Here is a 19,651-nt window from a genome sequence, read left to right as displayed (position 1 = left end):
AAAAACCCTTCCCGCTTGGGAAGGGTTGAGTCACATCAGATATCGATATTGGCCGCTTTCAGCGCATTCTCTTCAATGAAGGCGCGGCGCGGTTCAACCGCATCGCCCATCAGCGTGGTGAACAGCTGGTCAGCAGCGATGGCGTCTTTAATGGTGACGCGCAGCATGCGGCGGCTGTCAGGGTCCATGGTGGTTTCCCATAGCTGCTCTGGGTTCATCTCGCCCAGTCCTTTATAGCGCTGTACTGACAGACCACGGCGCGACTCTTTCACCAGCCACTCAATCGCCTGCTCGAAGCTGGTGACTGGCTGACGGCGATCGCCACGTTCAATAAACGCATCTTCTTCGATCAGGCCGCGCAGTTGCTCGCCCAGACCACAGATTTTGCGATATTCCGGTCCATCAATGAACTCGCTGTCCATTGGGTAATCTGTATCCACACCGTGAGTACGCACACGCAACACCGGCTCGAACAGGTTCTGCTCGCGATTAGCACGCACGTGGGCCATATAGCTGCTGCCATGCGCTTCACGTTCAGTCAGGTAAGCAACTAAACCATCAATCCAACTTTTAACGGCGGCTTCATCACTGAGGTCGCTCAAGGTTGGATGATAGATCAGGCCGCGCAGCATCGCCGATGGGAAACGGCGCTCCATGCGTTTAATCATGCGCTGGTTGCTGTTGAAATCACCCACCAGGTTTTCCAGCGGCTGGCCGCCCAGTGCCGGTGCGCTGGCATTGGTGTGCAGCGTTGCACCGTCCAGTGCGATAGCGATCTGGTACTGGTCCATCGCTTCATCATCTTTAATGTACTGTTCTTGCTTGCCTTTCTTCACTTTATACAGTGGAGGCTGAGCAATGTAGACATGACCACGCTCGACAATTTCCGGCATCTGACGATAGAAGAAGGTCAACAGCAGCGTACGGATGTGCGAGCCATCGACGTCCGCATCGGTCATGATGATAATGCTGTGATAACGCAGTTTGTCCGGGTTGTATTCGTCACGACCGATACCACAACCGAGTGCGGTGATCAGGGTCGCCACTTCCTGTGAAGAGAGCATCTTGTCGAAACGCGCTTTCTCCACGTTCAGGATTTTACCCTTCAGCGGAAGAATCGCCTGGTTCTTACGGTTACGTCCCTGCTTCGCAGAGCCGCCCGCTGAGTCCCCTTCCACTAAGTAGATTTCAGACAGTGCAGGGTCGCGTTCCTGGCAATCAGCCAGTTTGCCTGGCAGACCTGCCAGATCCAGCGCGCCTTTACGACGTGTCATTTCACGCGCACGGCGTGCCGCTTCACGCGCACGTGCGGCATCGATAATTTTGCCGACCACGATTTTAGCGTCTGATGGGTTCTCCAGCAGGTATTCGCTCAACAGCTCGTTCATCTGCTGTTCAACTGCAGATTTCACTTCAGAAGAAACCAGCTTGTCCTTGGTCTGTGAGGAGAACTTCGGATCTGGCACTTTCACCGATACCACAGCAATCAGACCTTCACGCGCATCATCGCCGGTTGCGCTGACTTTGGCTTTTTTGCTGTAGCCTTCTTTATCCATGTAAGCGTTCAACGTACGCGTCATCGCAGCACGGAAACCGGCCAGGTGCGTACCGCCATCACGCTGTGGAATGTTGTTGGTGAAGCAGTAAATGTTTTCCTGGAAGCCATCATTCCACTGCAACGCCACTTCCACGCCAATGCCATCTTTCTCGTTAGAGAAATAGAACACAGTGGGGTGAATCGGGGTTTTGTTCTTGTTGAGATACTCAACGAATGCCTTGATACCACCTTCGTAATGGAAGTGGTCAGCCTTGCCGTCACGCTTGTCTTCCAGACGAATTGAAACGCCAGAGTTCAGGAACGACAATTCGCGCAGGCGTTTCGCCAGGATGTCGTACTCAAACTCCACCACGTTGGTGAAGGTTTCGTAGCTCGGCCAGAAGCGTACACGGGTACCGGTTGCGTCAGTATCACCGGATACGGCCAGCGGTGCCTGTGGCACGCCGTGCTGATAAATTTGCTGATGCACTTTGCCTTCGCGACGGATGGTCAGCTCCAGCTTCTGGGACAGGGCGTTGACCACTGAGACGCCTACGCCGTGCAGACCACCGGATACTTTGTACGAGTTGTCGTCGAACTTACCGCCGGCGTGCAGGACGGTCATGATCACTTCCGCCGCAGACACCCCCTCTTCCGGGTGAATGCCTGTCGGAATACCACGGCCATCATCCTGAACAGAAACGGAATTATCTGCATGGATGGTGACAACGATGTCACTACAGTGACCGGCGAGCGCTTCGTCGATTGCGTTATCCACGACCTCGAATACCATGTGATGCAGACCGGTGCCGTCATCCGTATCGCCGATGTACATGCCCGGGCGTTTGCGTACCGCATCAAGCCCTTTAAGAACTTTGATACTTGAGGAGTCATAAGAATTCGACATCAACGTTTCTCGCTCATTTAATCTTCAGGTTGAACCGCTATTTTACCCTGTTCCACGCGGAACATCTTGCCCTTTTCGTCACTCATGTCGATTACATGTTCGACACCAATGGCACTGACAAATACCTGAGCCTGCGTGGCTTTCAGGCGCTCGGCCAGCAAACGACGACGGGTGTCATCCAGCTCCGAGGCAAAGTCATCAATCAGGTACAAACAACGACGTCCGCTGCTGCGCGTCAGATATTCCCCCTGCGCCAGGCGCAGTGCACACATCAGCAGCTTTAATTGACCGCGTGAGAGTAAATCTTCTACCGGCGTACCCTCTGCACGAATGCGAAAATCCGCTTTGTGCGGGCCGCTGGCGGTATAGGTGAGCGCACGATCGCGCTCGAAATTGCGTTCCAGGAGTTCGGCGTAATCGCTCTCTTTATCCCAGCCGCGCTGGAACGAAAACGACAGCTCAAACTCCGGTAAAAACTGACCACAGGTGGCGATGATCTCTTTAGCGATCGCCGCACTGTATTCGGCGCGCCATTGGCTGATTTGCTCGGCCAATGGCACTAATTCTTGATCCCACGGGCGAATCTGGCTGTAGCGAGAGGCCTGACGCAGCGCCGCATTGCGCTGTTTCATCAAGCGTCGCAAGTTGTTCCACGCATTGAAAAAACCGGGCGCAGAGTGGAAGCAACCCCAGTCAATGTAGGCTCTACGGTATTTGGGGCCGCCGTTGAGCAAAGTAAACCCTTCGGGCGTAATCAACTGCATCGGCAGTAACTGCGCCAGTTCAGCGACTTTGTGGCCATCACTGCCGTCGATACGCACCTTGCTGTCACCGGCACGATTTTTGGTCAGCCCCACCGCCAACTCACGCTCACTGCCTTCGATTCGACCATGCAGGACAAACGCATCCTGATCGTGACGAATCACACGCCCGGCCTGCAAACTGCGAAACGCTCGGCCATGCCCCAAGGTATAGATCGCCTCCAGCACGCTGGTTTTTCCACTGCCGTTAGCGCCCACGAGAAAATTAAAGCCCGGCGCCAACGTCAGATCGGCCTGCTCAATATTTCGGAAATCTTTAATAAGGAGGCGGGTTAAAGCCATGAATCATTCCAACCAGAAGGGGGTTGCCTAACATTAACAATCCAGGCCGTCGGCGGCGCAGGCAGTCTGGTCACGGCCAGCGCGCAGGCCCTGGGAGCATACTGAAGTATGTGACCAGGGACGAGCACTGCCCGGGACCAGAATGGCAAGCAAGCCAGGCCGATATGTTCTACTACAAGCGCATGGGCATGACTACGTATGCCGCGGCTGGGCTGGCGACATCTTCAATCTGCACGCTCGAAACCCCATCCGTCAGCAGCAAACGCACGTTCTCGCACTTCAATGCATTCAGCACATCCAGCACGTAACTGACGTTAAAACCAATCTCCAGCTCGGTGCCGCTGTATGACACATCCAGCATCTCTTCCGCTTCTTCCTGTTCAGGGTTATTCGCGGTGATTTTGAGTTGATTTTCGGTGATATAGATGCGAACACCGCGGAATTTCTCATTGGAGAGAATCGCCGCGCGAGCGAATGCCTGCTTCAACAGATCGCAGCCCGCTTCCAGCACTTTATCCGGATTCTTCGGCAATACGCGGCGATAATCCGGGAAACGGCCATCAACCAGCTTGGATGTGAAGATAAAGTCACCCACGTGAGCACGAATGTTGCTGCTACCAATCTGCACTTGCAGTGGCGTTTCGCCACCGTCCAGCAAACGCACCAGCTCAATCACACCCTTACGTGGGACGATAACCGAATGGTTCGGCAACGCCTGACCAATCGGCATCGAACATACCGCCAAACGGTGACCATCAGTGGCGACCGTGCGCAGCTCTTCACCTTCGGTTTCAAACAGCATGCCGTTAAGGTAGTAACGCACATCCTGATGCGCCATCGAGAACTGAGTGGCTTCGATCAAACGTTTCAACGTCGCCTGCGGTAAGGTGAATTCCACCTCACTCTGCCAGTCATCCAGATTCGGGAAGTCACTGGCGGGCAGCGTCGATAAAGAGAAACGGCTGCGGCCAGAACGCACCAGCATTCTGTCACCTTCCAGCGTCAGGCTGATTTCAGCCCCTTCCGGCAAACCGCGGCAAATATCGAGGAATTTACGCGCTGGCACCGTAGTGGCGCCGGGCTCGTGGGGCTGCGTCAGGGCAACGCGAGCCACCATCTCCATTTCTAAATCGGTGCCGGTCAGACGCAGTACGCCTTCACTCACCTGCAACAGTAAATTTCCGAGGATCGGTAAGGTCGGGCGTCCACCCAGTGGGCCGCTAACCTGTTGCAGTGGTTTCAGCAACTGCTCACGTTCTACAATAAATTTCATATGCGTCAGGAAGATAGGGTTCGAATTAGGTTAGAGAAATCTTCTTTGATGTCGTGGCTCTCTTCACGCAACTGCTCGATTTTACGGCAGGCGTGGAGCACGGTGGTATGGTCACGCCCACCAAACGCATCACCAATTTCTGGCAGGCTATGGTTAGTCAGCTCTTTCGCCATTGCCATCGCCATCTGACGCGGACGTGCCACCGAGCGCGAACGGCGCTTCGACAGTAAATCCGCCACTTTAATTTTGTAGTACTCGGCCACCGTCTTCTGAATGTTGTCGATGGTGACCAGCTTTTCCTGCAGCGCTAATAAATCACGCAGCGCTTCACGGACGAAATCGATGGTAATCGCGCGGCCAGTAAAATTGGCATTGGCGATGACGCGGTTCAGCGCCCCTTCTAACTCACGCACATTCGAACGCAGACGCTTAGCAATAAAGAAGGCGACTTCACCTGGCAGGCGAATATCATTTTCGTCCGCTTTCTTCATCAGGATCGCAACGCGTGTTTCCAGCTCGGGAGGCTCGATCGCGACGGTCAATCCCCAGCCAAAGCGCGATTTCAGACGATCTTCTACGCCGTTGATCTCTTTAGGATAGCGATCCGACGTCAGAATGATCTGTTGATTACCTTCCAACAGCGCATTGAAGGTATGGAAAAACTCTTCCTGTGAGCGCTCTTTGTTGGCAAAGAATTGGATGTCATCGATCAGCAACGCATCGACAGAGCGGTAATAGCGCTTAAACTCTTCAATCGCGTTATTTTGCAGTGCTTTAACCATGTCCTGCACAAAACGCTCAGAGTGCATGTAAACCACTTTGGCATTGGGCTTGCGCGCAATAATGCCATTACCAACCGCATGTAAAAGGTGGGTTTTACCTAAACCAGTGCCGCCATAAAGGAAAAGCGGGTTGTAAGCGCCGCCTGGGTTATCCGCCACCTGACGTGCCGCCGCGCGCGCCAGTTGGTTAGATTTACCTTCAACGAAGTTGTCGAAGTTATGGCGGTTATTCACATTGGAACGGTAGGTGACATCCGCTGGCGCAGGCACGGAATCCCAACTTGGGCGCAGAATTTGCGCCGGAGCGGGACGGCTTTCAACCGGCGCCGGGGTGCTGTACGTCGCCATCGCGGGCTGGCTGGCTGCCACCTGAGCAGCCGGGCGAGTGCCTACTTCAAAACGCAGCAACGGCACATTCGCACCGCAGAATTCATTCAGCAGCCCATTGATACTATTGAGATATTTATCCCGAACCCAGTCGAGTACAAACCGATTTGGTGCATACAAGGTCAGCGTATTGTCGTTTAATTCAGCCTGCAGCGGACGAATCCACATGCTGAATTCGGTGGCAGGAAGCTCATCCTGCAAACGGGCAAGACACTGTTGCCAAAGCGTAAGTGACACGGCGGACTCCACTCGTACAAAATCGATAAGAATTTCAGGCGCTAATAATAGAAACTGTCTTTTTTGACACAGGCGATCAGAAAGCGCCTGCGACCGCTATCCGCGGTAGTCATCCCTGGCGATCGCATTTGAGGATCGTCAGCGGAAGGGCGGATCATAGCGTAAAGCGACACAGAGATCTTCCCTTTCTACACAGTTTTGATCCAATTTATCCACAGGCTACAGAAGCGCTAATGAGTTTACGCTTTCTGCGGAAAAAACGAGCGGGGATCTGGCTGAAAGCTGCAATTTTTCTGGTCGCCTCTCGTTTCCGCGCAATAAATCTGCAAATTGATCGCAAGAAGATCCTGCGCGATCCTTGCGCTTTACCCTATAGCCCGTATAATTCCCCACCCGGCATTATTGCGTGAAGCCTTGATGCCCGGAATCAGCGGGCTGTATCTGGGTTTCCAGGTGCCGCGACCAGCGAAGTAAATTGACTCTGGACTGTACAATTATTACAATCCCGCCTCTTTATTAAAGACACATTGAGGCGTTGGTCGATTTACTGGCCCGAAAACGCGTCACCCAGTGAAAATTTTCAAGTTTAGGTAGAAATCGCCATGAAACGCACTTTTCAACCGTCCGTACTGAAGCGCAACCGTTCACACGGTTTCCGTGCTCGTATGGCAACAAAAAATGGTCGTCAGGTTCTGGCACGTCGTCGTGCTAAAGGCCGTGCTCGTTTGACCGTTTCTAAGTAATAAAGCTAACCCTAGTGGTTAAGCTCGCATTTCCCAGGGAGTTACGTTTGTTAACTCCCACTCATTTCACTTTCGTCTTCCAGCAGCCACAAAGAGCCGGTACGCCGCAAATTACCATCCTCGGCCGACTTAACTCGCTGGGGCATCCCCGCATCGGTCTTACCGTCGCTAAAAAACATGTTAAACGCGCCCATGAACGCAACCGGATCAAGCGATTGACCCGCGAAAGCTTTCGTCTGCGTCAACATGAACTGCCCGCGATGGATTTTGTCATCGTGGCGAAAAAAGGGATTGCTGACCTCGATAACCGTGCGTTAACGGAAGCGTTGGAGAAATTATGGCGTCGTCACTGTCGCCTGGCTCGCGGCTCCTGATCGCCCTGATACGCGTTTATCAACGCGCCATCAGCCCACTGCTGGGACCTCATTGTCGGTTCCATCCCACCTGTTCGCAGTATGGGATTGAGGCCTTACGGCGCTTTGGTGTTGTAAAAGGCAGTTGGTTGACGATTAAACGCGTATTAAAATGCCACCCTTTGAACCCGGGTGGTGACGATCCTGTGCCGCCAAAAACCTTTGATACCAGAGAACATTAACGATGGATTCGCAACGCAATCTCTTTCTCATCGCTTTTCTGTTCGTGTCTTTTATGATCTGGCAAGCCTGGCAGACGGACCACGCTCCGCAGCCACAGCAGACTCAGACCACGCAGAACACAAGCAGCGCAGCGGGTGATGCCGCCTCTTCCGGCGTGCCGGCTAGCGGTCAGGGCCAAACGATCACCGTTAAGACTGATGTCCTGTCACTCAGCATCAATACTCGCGGTGGCGATATTGAGCAGGCACAGCTGCTGACTTACCCGGATAAACTGGGTTCAGACGCGCCGTTCCAGCTGCTGGAAACCACGCCAGCCTTCACTTATCAGGCACAGAGTGGCTTAACCGGCCGTAACGGTCCGGATAACCCGAACAATGGCGCACGTCCGCTGTTCACCACGACACAAGATCACTTCGAAATGGCCGATGGCCAGAGCGAACTGCGCGTGCCGCTGACCTGGACCGATGAGAAAGGTGTGGTTTACACCAAAACCTTCGTCTTCAAGCGCGGCGACTTTGCGGTGAATGTCGACTACAACATCCACAACGCCTCACAGCAGCCGCTGGAAGTGTCGATGTTTGGTCAGTTGAAGCAGACTATTGATCTGCCTAAGCACCGTGATACCGGCAGCAATAACTTTGCACTGCATACCTTCCGTGGCGCAGCGTACTCGACCAGTGATGCGAAATACGAAAAATACAAATTCGATACCATCGCGGATAACGAGAACCTGAACACCACCACCAGCAATGGTTGGGTAGCCATGCTGCAGCAGTACTTTGCCACCGCTTGGGTGCCACGTACCCAGGGTAACAACACCCTGTATACCAGCAACCTCGGCAACGGCATTGCAGCCATCGGTTATAAATCTGCACCGGTCACCATTGCAGCAGGCGCACAGCAAGACCTCGGCGCAACCCTGTGGTTAGGACCAGAAATCCAGGACAAGATGGCCGCTATCGCGCCACACCTGGACTTGACCGTGGATTACGGCTGGTTGTGGTTCATCTCGCAGCCACTGTTTAAGCTGCTGAAGTTCATCCACAGCTTTATCGGTAACTGGGGCTTCTCCATTATCGTTATCACCTTCATCGTTCGTGGCATCATGTACCCGCTGACTAAAGCGCAGTACACCTCCATGGCGAAGATGCGCATGCTGCAGCCGAAGATTCAGGCAATGCGTGAGCGTCTGGGCGATGACAAGCAGAAGCAGAGCCAGGAAATGATGGCGCTGTACAAAGCAGAGAAAGTGAACCCGCTGGGTGGCTGCCTGCCGCTGGTTATCCAGATGCCTATCTTCCTGGCCTTGTACTACATGCTGTCAGGTTCGATTGAGCTGCGTCATGCACCGTTCATTCTGTGGATTCATGACCTCTCAGCGCAGGACCCGTACTACATTCTGCCGGTCATCATGGGTATCACCATGTTCTTCATTCAGAAGATGTCACCGACCACCGTGACCGATCCGATGCAGCAGAAGATCATGACGTACATGCCGGTCATCTTTACCGTGTTCTTCCTGTGGTTCCCTGCTGGTCTGGTGCTGTACTACATCGTCAGTAACCTGGTCACCATCCTCCAGCAGCAGCTGATTTATCGCGGCCTGGAAAAACGTGGTCTGCACAGCCGCGACAAGAAGAAAGCGTAACGTCTGACTGCAACAGCAGCAGCGTATACTCAAAGGGCGGCATTTATGTCGCCCTGTTTTTTTGTTTAAAAAGAAGGTCAATCATGAGCCATAGCCACAGCGACACCATCGTTGCCCAGGCCACGCCTCCCGGCCGTGGCGGCGTGGGTATTTTGCGTATTTCTGGCGCGAAAGCCGCTGACATTGCGCAAGCCGTGTTGGGCAAGCTGCCGAAACCGCGTTACGCCGACTATCTGCCGTTTAATGATGCGGATGGCAGTGTGCTGGATCAGGGTATTGCGCTGTGGTTTCCCGGCCCGAACTCTTTTACCGGCGAAGATGTGCTGGAATTGCAAGGCCACGGCGGCCCGGTCATCCTCGACCTGCTGCTGAAACGCATCGTGGCGCTACCCGGCGTGCGTATCGCACAACCTGGTGAATTCTCAGAGCGCGCGTTCCTGAACGACAAACTCGATCTGGCGCAGGCAGAAGCCATCGCTGACTTAATCGATGCCAGCTCAGAGCAGGCGGCACGTTCTGCCGTAAACTCACTGCAAGGCGCATTTTCCCTGCGTGTTAATGCACTTGTGGAAGCACTTACTCACCTGCGCATCTACGTGGAAGCGGCCATTGATTTCCCTGACGAGGAGATCGACTTCCTCTCTGACGGCAAAATTGAAGCGCAGTTGAATGCGGTGATCGGCGATCTGAATGGCGTGCGCGCCGAAGCGCGTCAGGGCAGCCTGCTGCGTGAAGGGATGAAAGTGGTGATTGCCGGTCGTCCCAATGCCGGTAAATCCAGCTTGCTCAACGCGCTGGCTGGCCGCGAAGCAGCAATCGTGACGGATATCGCCGGCACTACACGCGATGTCCTGCGCGAGCATATCCATATCGACGGCATGCCGCTGCACATCATTGATACCGCCGGATTGCGTGAAGCCAGCGATGAAGTTGAACGCATCGGTATTGAGCGTGCGTGGCAGGAAATCGAGCAGGCTGACCGCGTGCTGTTTATGGTCGATGGCACCACCACCGATGCCACGGAAGCGGCCGCAATCTGGCCCGATTTCGTCGCGCGTTTGCCTGCGCAGCTGCCGATTACCGTCGTGCGTAACAAAGCCGATATGACCGGTGAAGTGCTGGGTTTAACCGAAGTGAATGACCACTCACTGATTCGCCTCTCCGCGCGTACTGGCGAGGGTGTTGATGCGCTGCGTGACCATCTTAAACAGAGCATGGGCTTCTCGGGCAATATGGAAGGTGGATTCCTGGCGCGCCGCCGCCACTTGCAGGCGCTGGAGTTAGCCGCCACTCACTTACAGCAGGGTCAGGATCAGCTGTTGGGTGCCCGAGCAGGCGAACTGCTGGCGGAAGAGTTGCGCCTGGCACAGCAGTCATTGAGCGAAATCACCGGGGAATTCACCTCCGACGATCTGTTGGGCCGAATTTTCTCCAGTTTCTGTATTGGTAAGTAATTCCTGCCGTTCGGTCGCTATAAATGGCGAGCCAACAATCAGTTTACGAGATTCTGTAGAGTGCGCATTTATGCGCACTGGGATCTCGGTAAACATGCATCTTTGTTATTTGGCTCCCCCTCTCCTTTGCAGTATAACGATCGCGGGTCTGCGCTAAAGCGCACCCGTTCTATCGACTATTCATGCTAAAAATCAGGCGCGGATGCGACCTGAACAGGAGAGAAACATGAGTACACCGCTCGACAGCGTGGCGCTAAACGCGCTGTTCAATGAAGCCCGCACGCACAGCTACTGGCAGGACAAACCGATCTCTCACGATGTGTTGCAGCAGCTGTACAGTCTGACCGCGCTTGGCCCGACGTCGGCCAACTGCTCGCCGGGTCGTTTCGTGTTTGTCACGTCTCAGGAAGGCAAAGAGAAGCTGAAGCCCGCACTCTCCTCTGGCAATGTGGATAAAACCATGGCGGCACCGGCAACGGTAATTGTGGCGTGGGATCCTGAGTTCTACGAAGCGTTACCCAAGCTCTTCCCGCACGGCGATGCGCGTAGCTGGTTCACCAGCAGCCCAGATCTGGCCAAAGAGACCGCATTCCGTAATAGCAGCCTGCAGGCTGGCTACTTGATTATGGCCGCGCGCTCGCTAGGGCTGGATGCCGGTCCAATGTCTGGATTTGATCCCGCAAAAGTGAACGAAGCCTTCTTCAGCGAAAGCAAATGGCAGGTGAATTTACTGATCAATCTCGGCTACGGCGAAGCCAGTAAATTACATTCGCGTTTACCGCGTTTGGGCTTTGATGAAGCCAGCAAATTTGCCTGATAAAGTGCCGCGCCGGGATAAATTTCGGCGCAAATTAAGTTTGAGTATCGATATTTAATATCGTGTTCTTAGGGCAAATTGCCACATATCGTATTTCTCTTCACCACGAATTTCCCACGATACACCAAAATTAATTATTCTTACCTTTTAAACCTGCAGCGCATACATCACCTTTACCTCTTCCATCATATGATTTTCATATGACAGTTAATTTATTGATACTGAACAAATTAAAACAAACTCATTGAAACTTAAGCCAAATGGCATATTCAGCTTATTTCATAATAATGACAGCATTAAATTTCCATGCTTACAATAAATGACAAACAAACTGCCTGTGGCGTTGTAATCCTATTACCCACGCCATAGATTCGGCTGCATTCCTCTTATGACTTCGAGGGCTGAATATCCCATGACTGATCCGCGTGAAATTGTTGAACTCAGCTATGCCATTCGAAAAATGGCGGATGCCAAAATTGAAGACATTAATGATATTAATCGAGAAACCACCATACTGGCTCTTAATGCGTTAATTGAAGCCGCACGAGCGGGAGAGGCGGGCCGCGGCTTTGCCGTAGTGGCAAATCAAGTCAAACAAGTATCAACCAATATTGGGGACATCACGCAAAGTCTGACCAAAGAGTTATCTGGTTCGCTGTCAGAGCTGACCTCGCTTGGAGATGTGATGATTCAGCAGATCCAGCGCCATGAAAGTCAACGCTGTATCGATTTGGCGCTCAATATGATCGACATTATTGATCGCAATCTCTATGAACGTTCTTGCGATGTGCGCTGGTGGGCGACAGATGCCGCGGTAGTTAATTGTGCACTGAACGGCGATGTGGATGCATGCCAACATGCGGCCGAGCGGTTATCGGTGATTCTGGATAGCTATACGGTTTATCTCGATATCTGGATAACCGATGCACAAGGCAATATTCTCGCCAACGGGCGTGGTGACCGTTATCCACTGCGCCAACAGAATGTTCGTCACCTTGACGCCTTCCGCCAGGCCATTAACACCCGCAGCGGTGCTGATTATGTCGCCGCAGACATCATGACACTACCGCAATTGCATCATGCCGCAGTGGCGACCTATGGCACTGCGATCCGAGAGGGTGGAAGCAACACAGGACGCGTGCTGGGCAGTCTACTGATATTCTTTGACTGGGCGCCACAAGCCGCCGCCGTAGTGAATAATGTCCGCCTGAGCAAAGAGGAGTGGACACGCTCACGCTGTATGATTCTTGATTCAAAACATCGCGTCATCGCCAGTTCCGATGCAAACGCGCAGCCTGGCGAGGCTTTTCGCTTGAACACACAGGGGCAAAACTCAGGCAGCTGGCAGCCTGAAAATGGACGCCAGGTCGCTTTTGCCCTGACGCCCGGTTACGAGAGCTATCAGGGATTAGGTTGGTACGGCGTGATTGAACAGCGTGAGGCTCAATCACCCAAGCGATGAAAACCGCTGTTGAAGTAAATCATTGGCTCTGCCGCTTCGCCCGGCAGCGAGATGCCGACGATACGCGCCAGCAGTACGCTATGCGTGTTCCACTCCACCACTTTTTCCAGCTGACAGTCAAAACTCACCAGCGCATCAGCCAATACCGGTGCACCGGTATTCAGCGTTTGCCATTCGCCGCTCTGGAAGCGTTCAGCACGACGTGCAGACTGACTGAACTGGGCGCATAAATCGTCGTGCTGCTCACGCAATACGTTCACGGCAAAGTGGCCCGCATTGACGAATGCATCGTGGCTGGATGCGCTACGATTAACGCACACCAGCAAACTTGGTGGCTCGGCAGCCAGTGAGCTAACTGACGTGGCAATCAGCCCCAGCTTTTCGCCCTCAAACTCGGTGGTAACCAATGACACGCCCGCGGTTAAGCGACGCATACCATGACGAAATTCATCCAGAGAGATCGATTCCTGGCGAGTAAGTGAGGCTAGTGACATAAAAAACTCCAACGTGCGTGCGGCTGCGATGAGCACGATTACTTAAGGTGGATTGTTTGCGCACTTCGATGTGCTGTTTTGCTGTCCAAATCCTACACCACATCAGGCTGTACGGCATCCTTTACGGACAGAATCAGCAAAAGCGTTATATACAAAGTCGTAGATTGGGATTAGCTGCCGCTTCGGTGTTATCTGAATTTTTGGTCATTAGATGTTATGCCGGATGCAAACCCATGAGAAAATTCTTACAATAGATTTGATGATTATCTGACCATTTTCACGGAGCGACAGATGGCTAGTCATTTTGTACGTTGGATGGGAAATTCGCCGCTCTCTTCAGAGCGACTGCGAGTTCCACAGGATGTGATTAACAGCGCTGAGCGCTTCCCTGATAAGCGCCGCAGCCGCTTTCTTGCCGCACGCGAATTGCTGGCGCAGCTGATGCTACGCGTTTATGGCATTCGTGAACTGCCGCTGCTCACCACCACCAGCAGTGGCCGCCCCTGTTTTGCCGATCCCAACCTTCCTGACTTTAGTATTGCCTATGCGGGCAATATGGTTGGCGTGCTACTGGCAGAGGAAGGTGGACGTGCCGGGTTGGATATGGAGATTGTGCGCGCTCACAGCCGCCAGACGCAGGATGCCTTAACACAGGATCTCTCCTCGGGTGAGAAAGCCTGGATTAATGCGCAGCAGGATTTTATGGAAGCGGTGACGCAAATCTGGACCCTGCGCCAAAGTATTCTCAAGTTGACCGGAGAAGCGGAGAGCGGCATCGGTACCTTGCAGTTACATCCGGCTGCGGGCCGCCTGCGTTCCAGCGTATTCCCCGATATTCAGGCGGTGTGTGATGCCGAACCGATGCTGGTGTGGTCGTGCGCGCTTTCTCCCGGCACCGAGCGTCTGTGTCTGTGGGAAATTGATGCCCAGCACCAGTGGCAGCCGCTGCGAGACGTGGAAATGAACAAACCGAATATCGGTCCGCGATCACTGCGCCTCACCAGTTTGGTGAGCACGCCACAAGAAATCAGCCATCCATAACAAAACAGGCCGCAATCGCGGCCTGTTTCTTTTAATGCGCGTCGATAAACGCGATTTTCAGCACAAACAGCAGGGCAACAATCACCACGCACGGGCTAATTTCACGCCAGCGTCCTGTGCCAAGCTTCATCACACAGTACGAGATGAAGCCCAGCGCGATACCTTCGGTGATCGAGAAGCTAAACGGCATCATGGCGGCGGTAACAAATGCCGGCACCGCTTCGGTGAGGTCATCCCAGCGCACACGCGACAACGACGCAGTCATCAGCACGCCGACATAGATCAACGCACCTGCAGCGGCATAGGACGGCACCATCGCGGCCAGCGGCGACAGGAACATCACCAGCAGGAACAGAATCCCGGTGATCACCGCCATCAAGCCCGTGCGGCCGCCAATCGCCACACCCGATGAACTCTCAATGTAGGCAGTCACGGAAGAGGTGCCAATCAACGAGCCGGTGACCGAGCTGATGCTATCCACATACAGCGCCTGCTTCATACGCGGGAAGGTGCCTTTCTCATCGGTAAGTCCGGCTTTATCGGTCACGCCAATCAGCGTACCGGAAGAGTCGAACAGGTTGACCAACATAAAGGAGAAGATCACGCCCGCCATACCGATGTTAAACGCGCCTTTGATATCGACCTGGCCCACCACGGACGTCACGGCTGGAGGCGCGGCAAACACACCGCTGAACTTCACATCGCCAATCACCAAGCCAATCACCGTGGTCACCACAATCGAAACCAGCACCGCCGCATGAATATTGCGTGAGGCCAAAATCGCAATGATGAAGAAGCCGAGTGCGCCGAGTAGCACGCTGTGTGAGGTCAGATTGCCGACCGTCACAATGGTGTCGGCATTCGGCACGATGATTCCGGCGTTTTTCAGCCCCATCATCGCAATAAACAGCCCAATACCGGCTGTGATACCCACACGCAGGCTCATCGGGATGTTAGCAATCATCCAGTAGCGTACGCGCAGCAGCGTCAGGATCAGCAAGCCCAGTGCGCCCCAGAAAATCGCGCCCATGCCGACCTGCCATGAATATCCCATGGCGCCAACCACCACAAAGGCGAAAAACGCATTTAGGCCCATCGCCGGTGCCAACGCGACGGGCAGGTTTGCCACCAGCCCCATTAGGATGCTGCCAAACGCAGCAATCAAACAGGTGGTAACGAACACCGCCTGGGTATCCATGCCCGCTGCGCCAAGGATCTGTGGGTTAACGAAGACGATGTACACCATCGTCAGGAAAGTCGTGAAACCGGCGATCACTTCCGTGCGCGCGGTTGTGCCGTGTTCCTGCAGCTTAAACATGCGCTGCAACAAGCCCTGATTGTTCATTCAACTGTCCCGAAAAAAATTAATCGCCGCGTATCCTATAGATTTTAGCCCGGCAAAACACTGATTATTCGCAACCGGTTGGCTCAGGGTCGCTTTCTGCGCTCAGTGCGATACAGTGTCAGCTGGTTGTTTACTAAAAGGATGATGTGCGATGTCAGTTGAATGTGTTTTTTTCGATTGCGACGGTACGCTGGTCGATAGTGAAGTGATCTGTACGCAGTCTTACGTCAACACCTTTGCCCGCTACGGTATTGAACTCTCTTTGCAGCAGATGTTTGAGCAGTACAAAGGCGTGAAGCTTTACGACATCGTGCGTGACGTGCTCGCACAGCATCAGAAAGCGGTACCCATCGACGAGTTTGAAACCGCTTATCGCGCTGAAGTGGCGCGTCTGTTTGACCTCGATTTGCAGCCGATTGCCGGCGCAAAACCGCTTATTGAGCAGGTAAAAGTGCCGATGTGCGTGGTGTCGAACGGCACGGTGAAAAAGATGCAGCATTCACTGGGTTTAACCGGCATGCTGCCGTATCTCGATGGCCGCCTGTATAGCGGTTATGACATCAATCACTGGAAGCCCGATCCCGAACTGATGTACCACGCCGCGGAACAGATGCAGGTGCCGATTGAGAAATGCATTCTGGTGGATGATTCAGAAGCGGGTGCGCGAGCCGGCATTGCGGCGGGTATTCCGGTGTTTTACTACTGCGCTGATGCGCACAATCCTGAACTGGACCACCCGCTGGTGACGCGCTTCGAGGATATGGCGCAATTGCCAGATCTGTGGCGCGCCAGAGGATGGGATTTGGTGTAAACCAGGGCGGCATGAATGCCACCCCTACAGAAACCGACGTACGATTTTTATCAGTGCACAGGTAAGATCCACACATGATTTCGTAGGGTGCGCATTCATGCGCACCAGGAAATTTTAACCAATCGCGCCCAGCGAATCTTCGTTACTCTGCTTCTTCGGCAACAGGAACAGTGTGGCGACAATATCCAGCAGATAAATCAGCGCCAGCAGCGTGATGGCGGCGGTAAACGAGATTTTTGCCGCCAGCAAGCCGATAACTAACGGGCCAAAGCCACCCACACCGCGTCCCAGATTGAACAAAACGTTCTGCGCAGTGGCGCGTGCCTGTGGCGGGAAGGTGTCAGAGATCAGGGCACCGTAGCCGCCAATCATGCCATTCACAAACATCCCCATGATGGCCCCGGTAAACAGCATCACCGTCGGGTCACGCAGTTGCGCATACACTACCACCATGGCCACCGCACCGAACTGATACAGCAGGAAAATTTTCCAGCGCGCAAAGCGATCGGCCAGCACGCCAAACAGCCAGATACCAAAGGTCATGCCGACCACGGTGACCGCTGTCCAGAGACCCGATTTGGTCAGGCTAAAGCCAAAGCTGGATGACAGATAGCTTGGCATCCAAATCATCAAGCCGTAATAACCAAAGTTTTGCACCGAGCAAAGAATAAAGATGCCAAGGCTGGCTTTGCTGGTGGCGCGATCGGCAAACAGCAGTTTGATGCGCGCAGCAAACGACAGCTGTGGGGTTTTCTCTACGTGTTGAGTAAAGCCCTCAGGCTCGCCCATGCTGCGACGAATCACAAATGACACCAGCGCAGGCAGCAAGCCCACCAGGAACATGCCGCGCCAGCCAATCACGCTCAACAGCGGCGGAGTGATAAACGCCGCCAGCAACACGCCGAGCTGCCAGCCAATGCCCACCCAGGCGGAGGCGCGGTTGCGCTTCTCTTTCGGCCAGGCTTCGGCAATCAAAGCCATGCCGATACCAAACTCACCGCCCAAGCCCACGCCCGCCAGCGTGCGGTAAGCCAGTAAATCCCAGTACCCCTGCGCCACCGCACAGAGTCCGGTAAATACGGAGAACATCAGAATCGTGACGGTGAGGATGCGAATGCGGCCATAGCGATCGCTGAGATGGCCAAACACAATGCCGCCTATCACCGCACCAATCAGTGTCCAGGTGACCAGCGAACCGGCCTGAGAAGGATCGAGCGCCAGCGAAACGCTGATCGCCGGTAACATAAAGCCCAGAATAAGCAGATCAAATCCGTCCATCGCGTAGCCACTGATGGCGGCCAGCATCGCTTTAGCCGGTGTGACGGCATTTTTTTTTGGTTTTGCGGAAGACATGTAACAGCACCTGGCAGAGAAAAGTGCGCCAAGTATAAAGAGAGGAAATCGCGGAGACCAATCAGAAATGAAGATAGCTGCCTGAGTGCCACAGTGGCAACAGGCAGCCGAAACGGCAATTAAGAGGGTTTGTTGCTGCCGTCATCGCCGGACAGCAGTTCATCCAGCTTGTCGCCGCCCACGTGACGGAAATCCTGACCTTTCACGAAATAGAAGATAATTTCGCAGATGTTCTGGCAACGGTCGCCGATACGCTCAATCGCACGGGCGCAGAACAGAGCTGTGAGTACGCTGGGGATGGTGCGTGGGTCTTCCATCATGTAGGTCATCAGCTGGCGCACGATGCCTTCATACTCTTTATCCACTTTCTTGTCTTCGCGGTAGATCTTAATGGCTTCATTCAGATCCATACGCGCAAACGCATCCAGCACGTCATGCAGCATTTGCACGGTGTGGCGGCCCAGAGACTCCAGGCTGACCAGCAACGGCAGATGCTGCTGGCTGAACTTCTCCAGCGCCGTGCGGCTGATTTTTTCAGCCACGTCACCAATACGCTCCAGCTCAGAGATGGTCTTGATGATCGCCATCACCAGGCGTAAATCGCTGGCGGTAGGCTGACGTTTGGCGATGATGCGCACGCAGGCTTCATCAATCTCCACTTCCATCATGTTGACCTTCTGGTCACCGTCGATCACGCGACGTGCCAGCTCGCCATCCTGATTATGCATCGCGGTAATGGCATCGGTGAGCTGCTGCTCCACCATGCCACCCATGATCATCACCTGAGTGCGAATGTGTTCCAGCTCCGCGTTGAACTGACCGGAGATGTGTTTGTTCAGATTCAAATTGTCCATGTGCGTCTCCTGAATCAGCCGTAACGACCGGTGATGTAATCTTCGGTCTGCTTCTGTGCGGGCTTGGTAAACAGTGTATCGGTGTCGCTGAACTCAATCAGTTCGCCCAGATACATGAAAGCGGTATGGTCAGAACAACGCGCGGCTTGCTGCATGTTGTGCGTCACGATCACCACGGTGTAATCCTGCTTCAGCTCAGTTATCAGCTCTTCAATACGACCGGTTGAGATTGGGTCAAGTGCCGAGCATGGCTCATCCAGCAACAGCACTTCCGGGCGAATCGCGATGCCGCGTGCAATACACAGACGCTGCTGCTGGCCGCCGGAGAGACTGTAACCGCTCTGATGCAGCTTGTCTTTGGTTTCATTCCACAGTGCGGCTTTGGTCAGCGCCCACTGCACGCGTTCGTCCATATCGGCACGTGACAGTTTTTCAAACAGACGCACACCGAAGGCGATGTTGTCATAAATCGACATCGGGAACGGCGTGGGCTTCTGGAACACCATACCCACACGTGCACGCAGCAGGGCGATGTCCTGATGGGAAGCCAGAATGTTGTCGCCATCCAACAGAATGTCACCTTCCGCACGCTGCTCTGGATAGAGCGAGTACATTTTGTTGAAGGTGCGCAGCAGGGTCGATTTACCACAGCCTGACGGTCCAATGAAGGCGGTGACCTGGTTCTTCGCGATATCCAGGTTAATGTTCTTCAGAGCGTGAAACTTACCGTAATAGAAGTTCAGATTGCGAACCTGAATTTTACCGGCAGAAGTCGTTGCCATACTCATTGCTCATCTCTCTTGTGCA

General features: G+C 53.8%; 19 protein-coding genes. 10 read left to right on the top strand and 9 right to left on the bottom strand.

Annotated elements, in window-relative coordinates; all coding sequences use genetic code 11:
• Nucleotides 1-35 precede the first annotated feature (35 nt).
• The 4 genes from gyrB to dnaA form a co-directional block, all read right to left on the bottom strand.
• On the bottom strand, nucleotides 36-2,444 hold the full coding sequence (gyrB, locus tag QMZ30_RS19995) for a DNA topoisomerase (ATP-hydrolyzing) subunit B (protein ID WP_283228696.1): 2,409 nt from the start codon (nucleotides 2,442-2,444) through the stop codon (nucleotides 36-38).
• A gap of 17 nt (nucleotides 2,445-2,461) precedes the next feature.
• Nucleotides 2,462-3,547: a DNA replication/repair protein RecF gene (recF, locus tag QMZ30_RS19990; protein ID WP_283228695.1), complete on the bottom strand. Its 1,086-nt coding sequence runs from the start codon at nucleotides 3,545-3,547 to the stop codon at nucleotides 2,462-2,464.
• 172 nt (nucleotides 3,548-3,719) lie between these two features.
• Nucleotides 3,720-4,820 (bottom strand): DNA polymerase III subunit beta, encoded by a 1,101-nt coding sequence (dnaN, locus tag QMZ30_RS19985; protein ID WP_039332006.1) that lies wholly within the window; start codon nucleotides 4,818-4,820, stop codon nucleotides 3,720-3,722.
• 5 nt (nucleotides 4,821-4,825) lie between these two features.
• Nucleotides 4,826-6,226, bottom strand: a complete 1,401-nt coding sequence (gene dnaA / locus QMZ30_RS19980; protein WP_058973181.1) for a chromosomal replication initiator protein DnaA — start codon at nucleotides 6,224-6,226, stop codon at nucleotides 4,826-4,828.
• A gap of 233 nt (nucleotides 6,227-6,459) precedes the next feature.
• On the opposite strand from dnaA, the gene QMZ30_RS19975 reads away from it, so the two are divergent.
• From QMZ30_RS19975 to QMZ30_RS19940, 8 genes are all read left to right on the top strand, one after another.
• Nucleotides 6,460-6,636: a hypothetical protein gene (locus QMZ30_RS19975; protein ID WP_167347684.1), complete on the top strand. Its 177-nt coding sequence runs from the start codon at nucleotides 6,460-6,462 to the stop codon at nucleotides 6,634-6,636.
• A 192-nt stretch (nucleotides 6,637-6,828) separates the two neighbouring features.
• Entirely contained in the window at nucleotides 6,829-6,969 is a 141-nt protein-coding gene (gene rpmH, locus QMZ30_RS19970; RefSeq protein ID WP_000831330.1) for a 50S ribosomal protein L34, read from the top strand.
• A 14-nt stretch (nucleotides 6,970-6,983) separates the two neighbouring features.
• The gene (gene rnpA / locus QMZ30_RS19965) at nucleotides 6,984-7,343 is read left to right on the top strand and encodes a ribonuclease P protein component (RefSeq protein WP_034830013.1); all 360 of its coding nucleotides are present in this window, start codon (nucleotides 6,984-6,986) and stop codon (nucleotides 7,341-7,343) included.
• Nucleotides 7,307-7,564 (top strand): membrane protein insertion efficiency factor YidD, encoded by a 258-nt coding sequence (gene yidD, locus QMZ30_RS19960; protein ID WP_007893564.1) that lies wholly within the window; start codon nucleotides 7,307-7,309, stop codon nucleotides 7,562-7,564. The genes rnpA and yidD overlap by 37 nt, the downstream gene beginning before the upstream one ends.
• Nucleotides 7,565-7,566: 2 nt before the next feature.
• Nucleotides 7,567-9,213 carry a membrane protein insertase YidC gene (yidC, locus tag QMZ30_RS19955; RefSeq protein ID WP_039332001.1) on the top strand — a complete coding sequence of 549 codons (1,647 nt, stop codon included), beginning with the start codon at nucleotides 7,567-7,569 and terminating at the stop codon, nucleotides 9,211-9,213.
• A gap of 83 nt (nucleotides 9,214-9,296) precedes the next feature.
• A complete protein-coding gene (gene mnmE, locus QMZ30_RS19950; protein ID WP_283228694.1) occupies nucleotides 9,297-10,667 on the top strand; it encodes a tRNA uridine-5-carboxymethylaminomethyl(34) synthesis GTPase MnmE in 1,371 nt (456 codons plus the stop codon).
• A 226-nt stretch (nucleotides 10,668-10,893) separates the two neighbouring features.
• Complete coding sequence (locus QMZ30_RS19945) at nucleotides 10,894-11,484, top strand: malonic semialdehyde reductase (protein ID WP_283228693.1); 591 nt, start codon at nucleotides 10,894-10,896, stop codon at nucleotides 11,482-11,484.
• Between the two features lie 412 nt (nucleotides 11,485-11,896).
• The gene (locus QMZ30_RS19940; protein WP_283228692.1) at nucleotides 11,897-12,946 is read left to right on the top strand and encodes a methyl-accepting chemotaxis protein; all 1,050 of its coding nucleotides are present in this window, start codon (nucleotides 11,897-11,899) and stop codon (nucleotides 12,944-12,946) included.
• Here the strand turns inward: QMZ30_RS19940 and QMZ30_RS19935 are convergent.
• Complete coding sequence (locus tag QMZ30_RS19935; protein ID WP_283228691.1) at nucleotides 12,928-13,440, bottom strand: flavin reductase family protein; 513 nt, start codon at nucleotides 13,438-13,440, stop codon at nucleotides 12,928-12,930. The two genes, QMZ30_RS19940 and QMZ30_RS19935, sit on opposite strands and share 19 nt — an antisense overlap.
• Before the next feature lie 291 nt (nucleotides 13,441-13,731).
• On the opposite strand from QMZ30_RS19935, the gene QMZ30_RS19930 reads away from it, so the two are divergent.
• A complete protein-coding gene (locus QMZ30_RS19930) occupies nucleotides 13,732-14,481 on the top strand; it encodes a 4'-phosphopantetheinyl transferase family protein (RefSeq protein WP_058973185.1) in 750 nt (249 codons plus the stop codon).
• Between the two features lie 31 nt (nucleotides 14,482-14,512).
• Here the strand turns inward: QMZ30_RS19930 and QMZ30_RS19925 are convergent, their stop codons facing one another.
• Nucleotides 14,513-15,826 (bottom strand): NCS2 family permease, encoded by a 1,314-nt coding sequence (locus QMZ30_RS19925; protein ID WP_039331991.1) that lies wholly within the window; start codon nucleotides 15,824-15,826, stop codon nucleotides 14,513-14,515.
• Between the two features lie 151 nt (nucleotides 15,827-15,977).
• Between QMZ30_RS19925 and yieH the strand changes: the two genes are divergently transcribed.
• Nucleotides 15,978-16,637, top strand: coding sequence for a 6-phosphogluconate phosphatase (yieH, locus tag QMZ30_RS19920; protein WP_283228690.1), 660 nt, complete (start codon nucleotides 15,978-15,980; stop codon nucleotides 16,635-16,637).
• Between the two features lie 114 nt (nucleotides 16,638-16,751).
• Here yieH and QMZ30_RS19915 read toward each other — a convergent pair whose 3' ends face one another.
• The 3 genes from QMZ30_RS19915 to pstB all read right to left on the bottom strand — a co-directional run bounded on the left by QMZ30_RS19915 (nucleotide 16,752) and on the right by pstB (nucleotide 19,632).
• A complete protein-coding gene (locus QMZ30_RS19915; protein ID WP_283228689.1) occupies nucleotides 16,752-17,990 on the bottom strand; it encodes an MFS transporter in 1,239 nt (412 codons plus the stop codon).
• A 119-nt stretch (nucleotides 17,991-18,109) separates the two neighbouring features.
• Nucleotides 18,110-18,844, bottom strand: coding sequence for a phosphate signaling complex protein PhoU (gene phoU / locus QMZ30_RS19910; protein WP_038643963.1), 735 nt, complete (start codon nucleotides 18,842-18,844; stop codon nucleotides 18,110-18,112).
• 14 nt (nucleotides 18,845-18,858) lie between these two features.
• Entirely contained in the window at nucleotides 18,859-19,632 is a 774-nt protein-coding gene (pstB, locus tag QMZ30_RS19905; protein ID WP_034830029.1) for a phosphate ABC transporter ATP-binding protein PstB, read from the bottom strand.
• Nucleotides 19,633-19,651: the final 19 nt, after the last annotated feature.

The organism is Pantoea sp. EA-12 (assembly GCF_030053355.1).
GTDB lineage: Bacteria > Pseudomonadota > Gammaproteobacteria > Enterobacterales > Enterobacteriaceae > Pantoea > Pantoea vagans_C.
The sequence above is the reverse complement of the archived record's forward strand: the minus strand, read 5'-3'. Positions and strand labels throughout refer to the sequence as shown.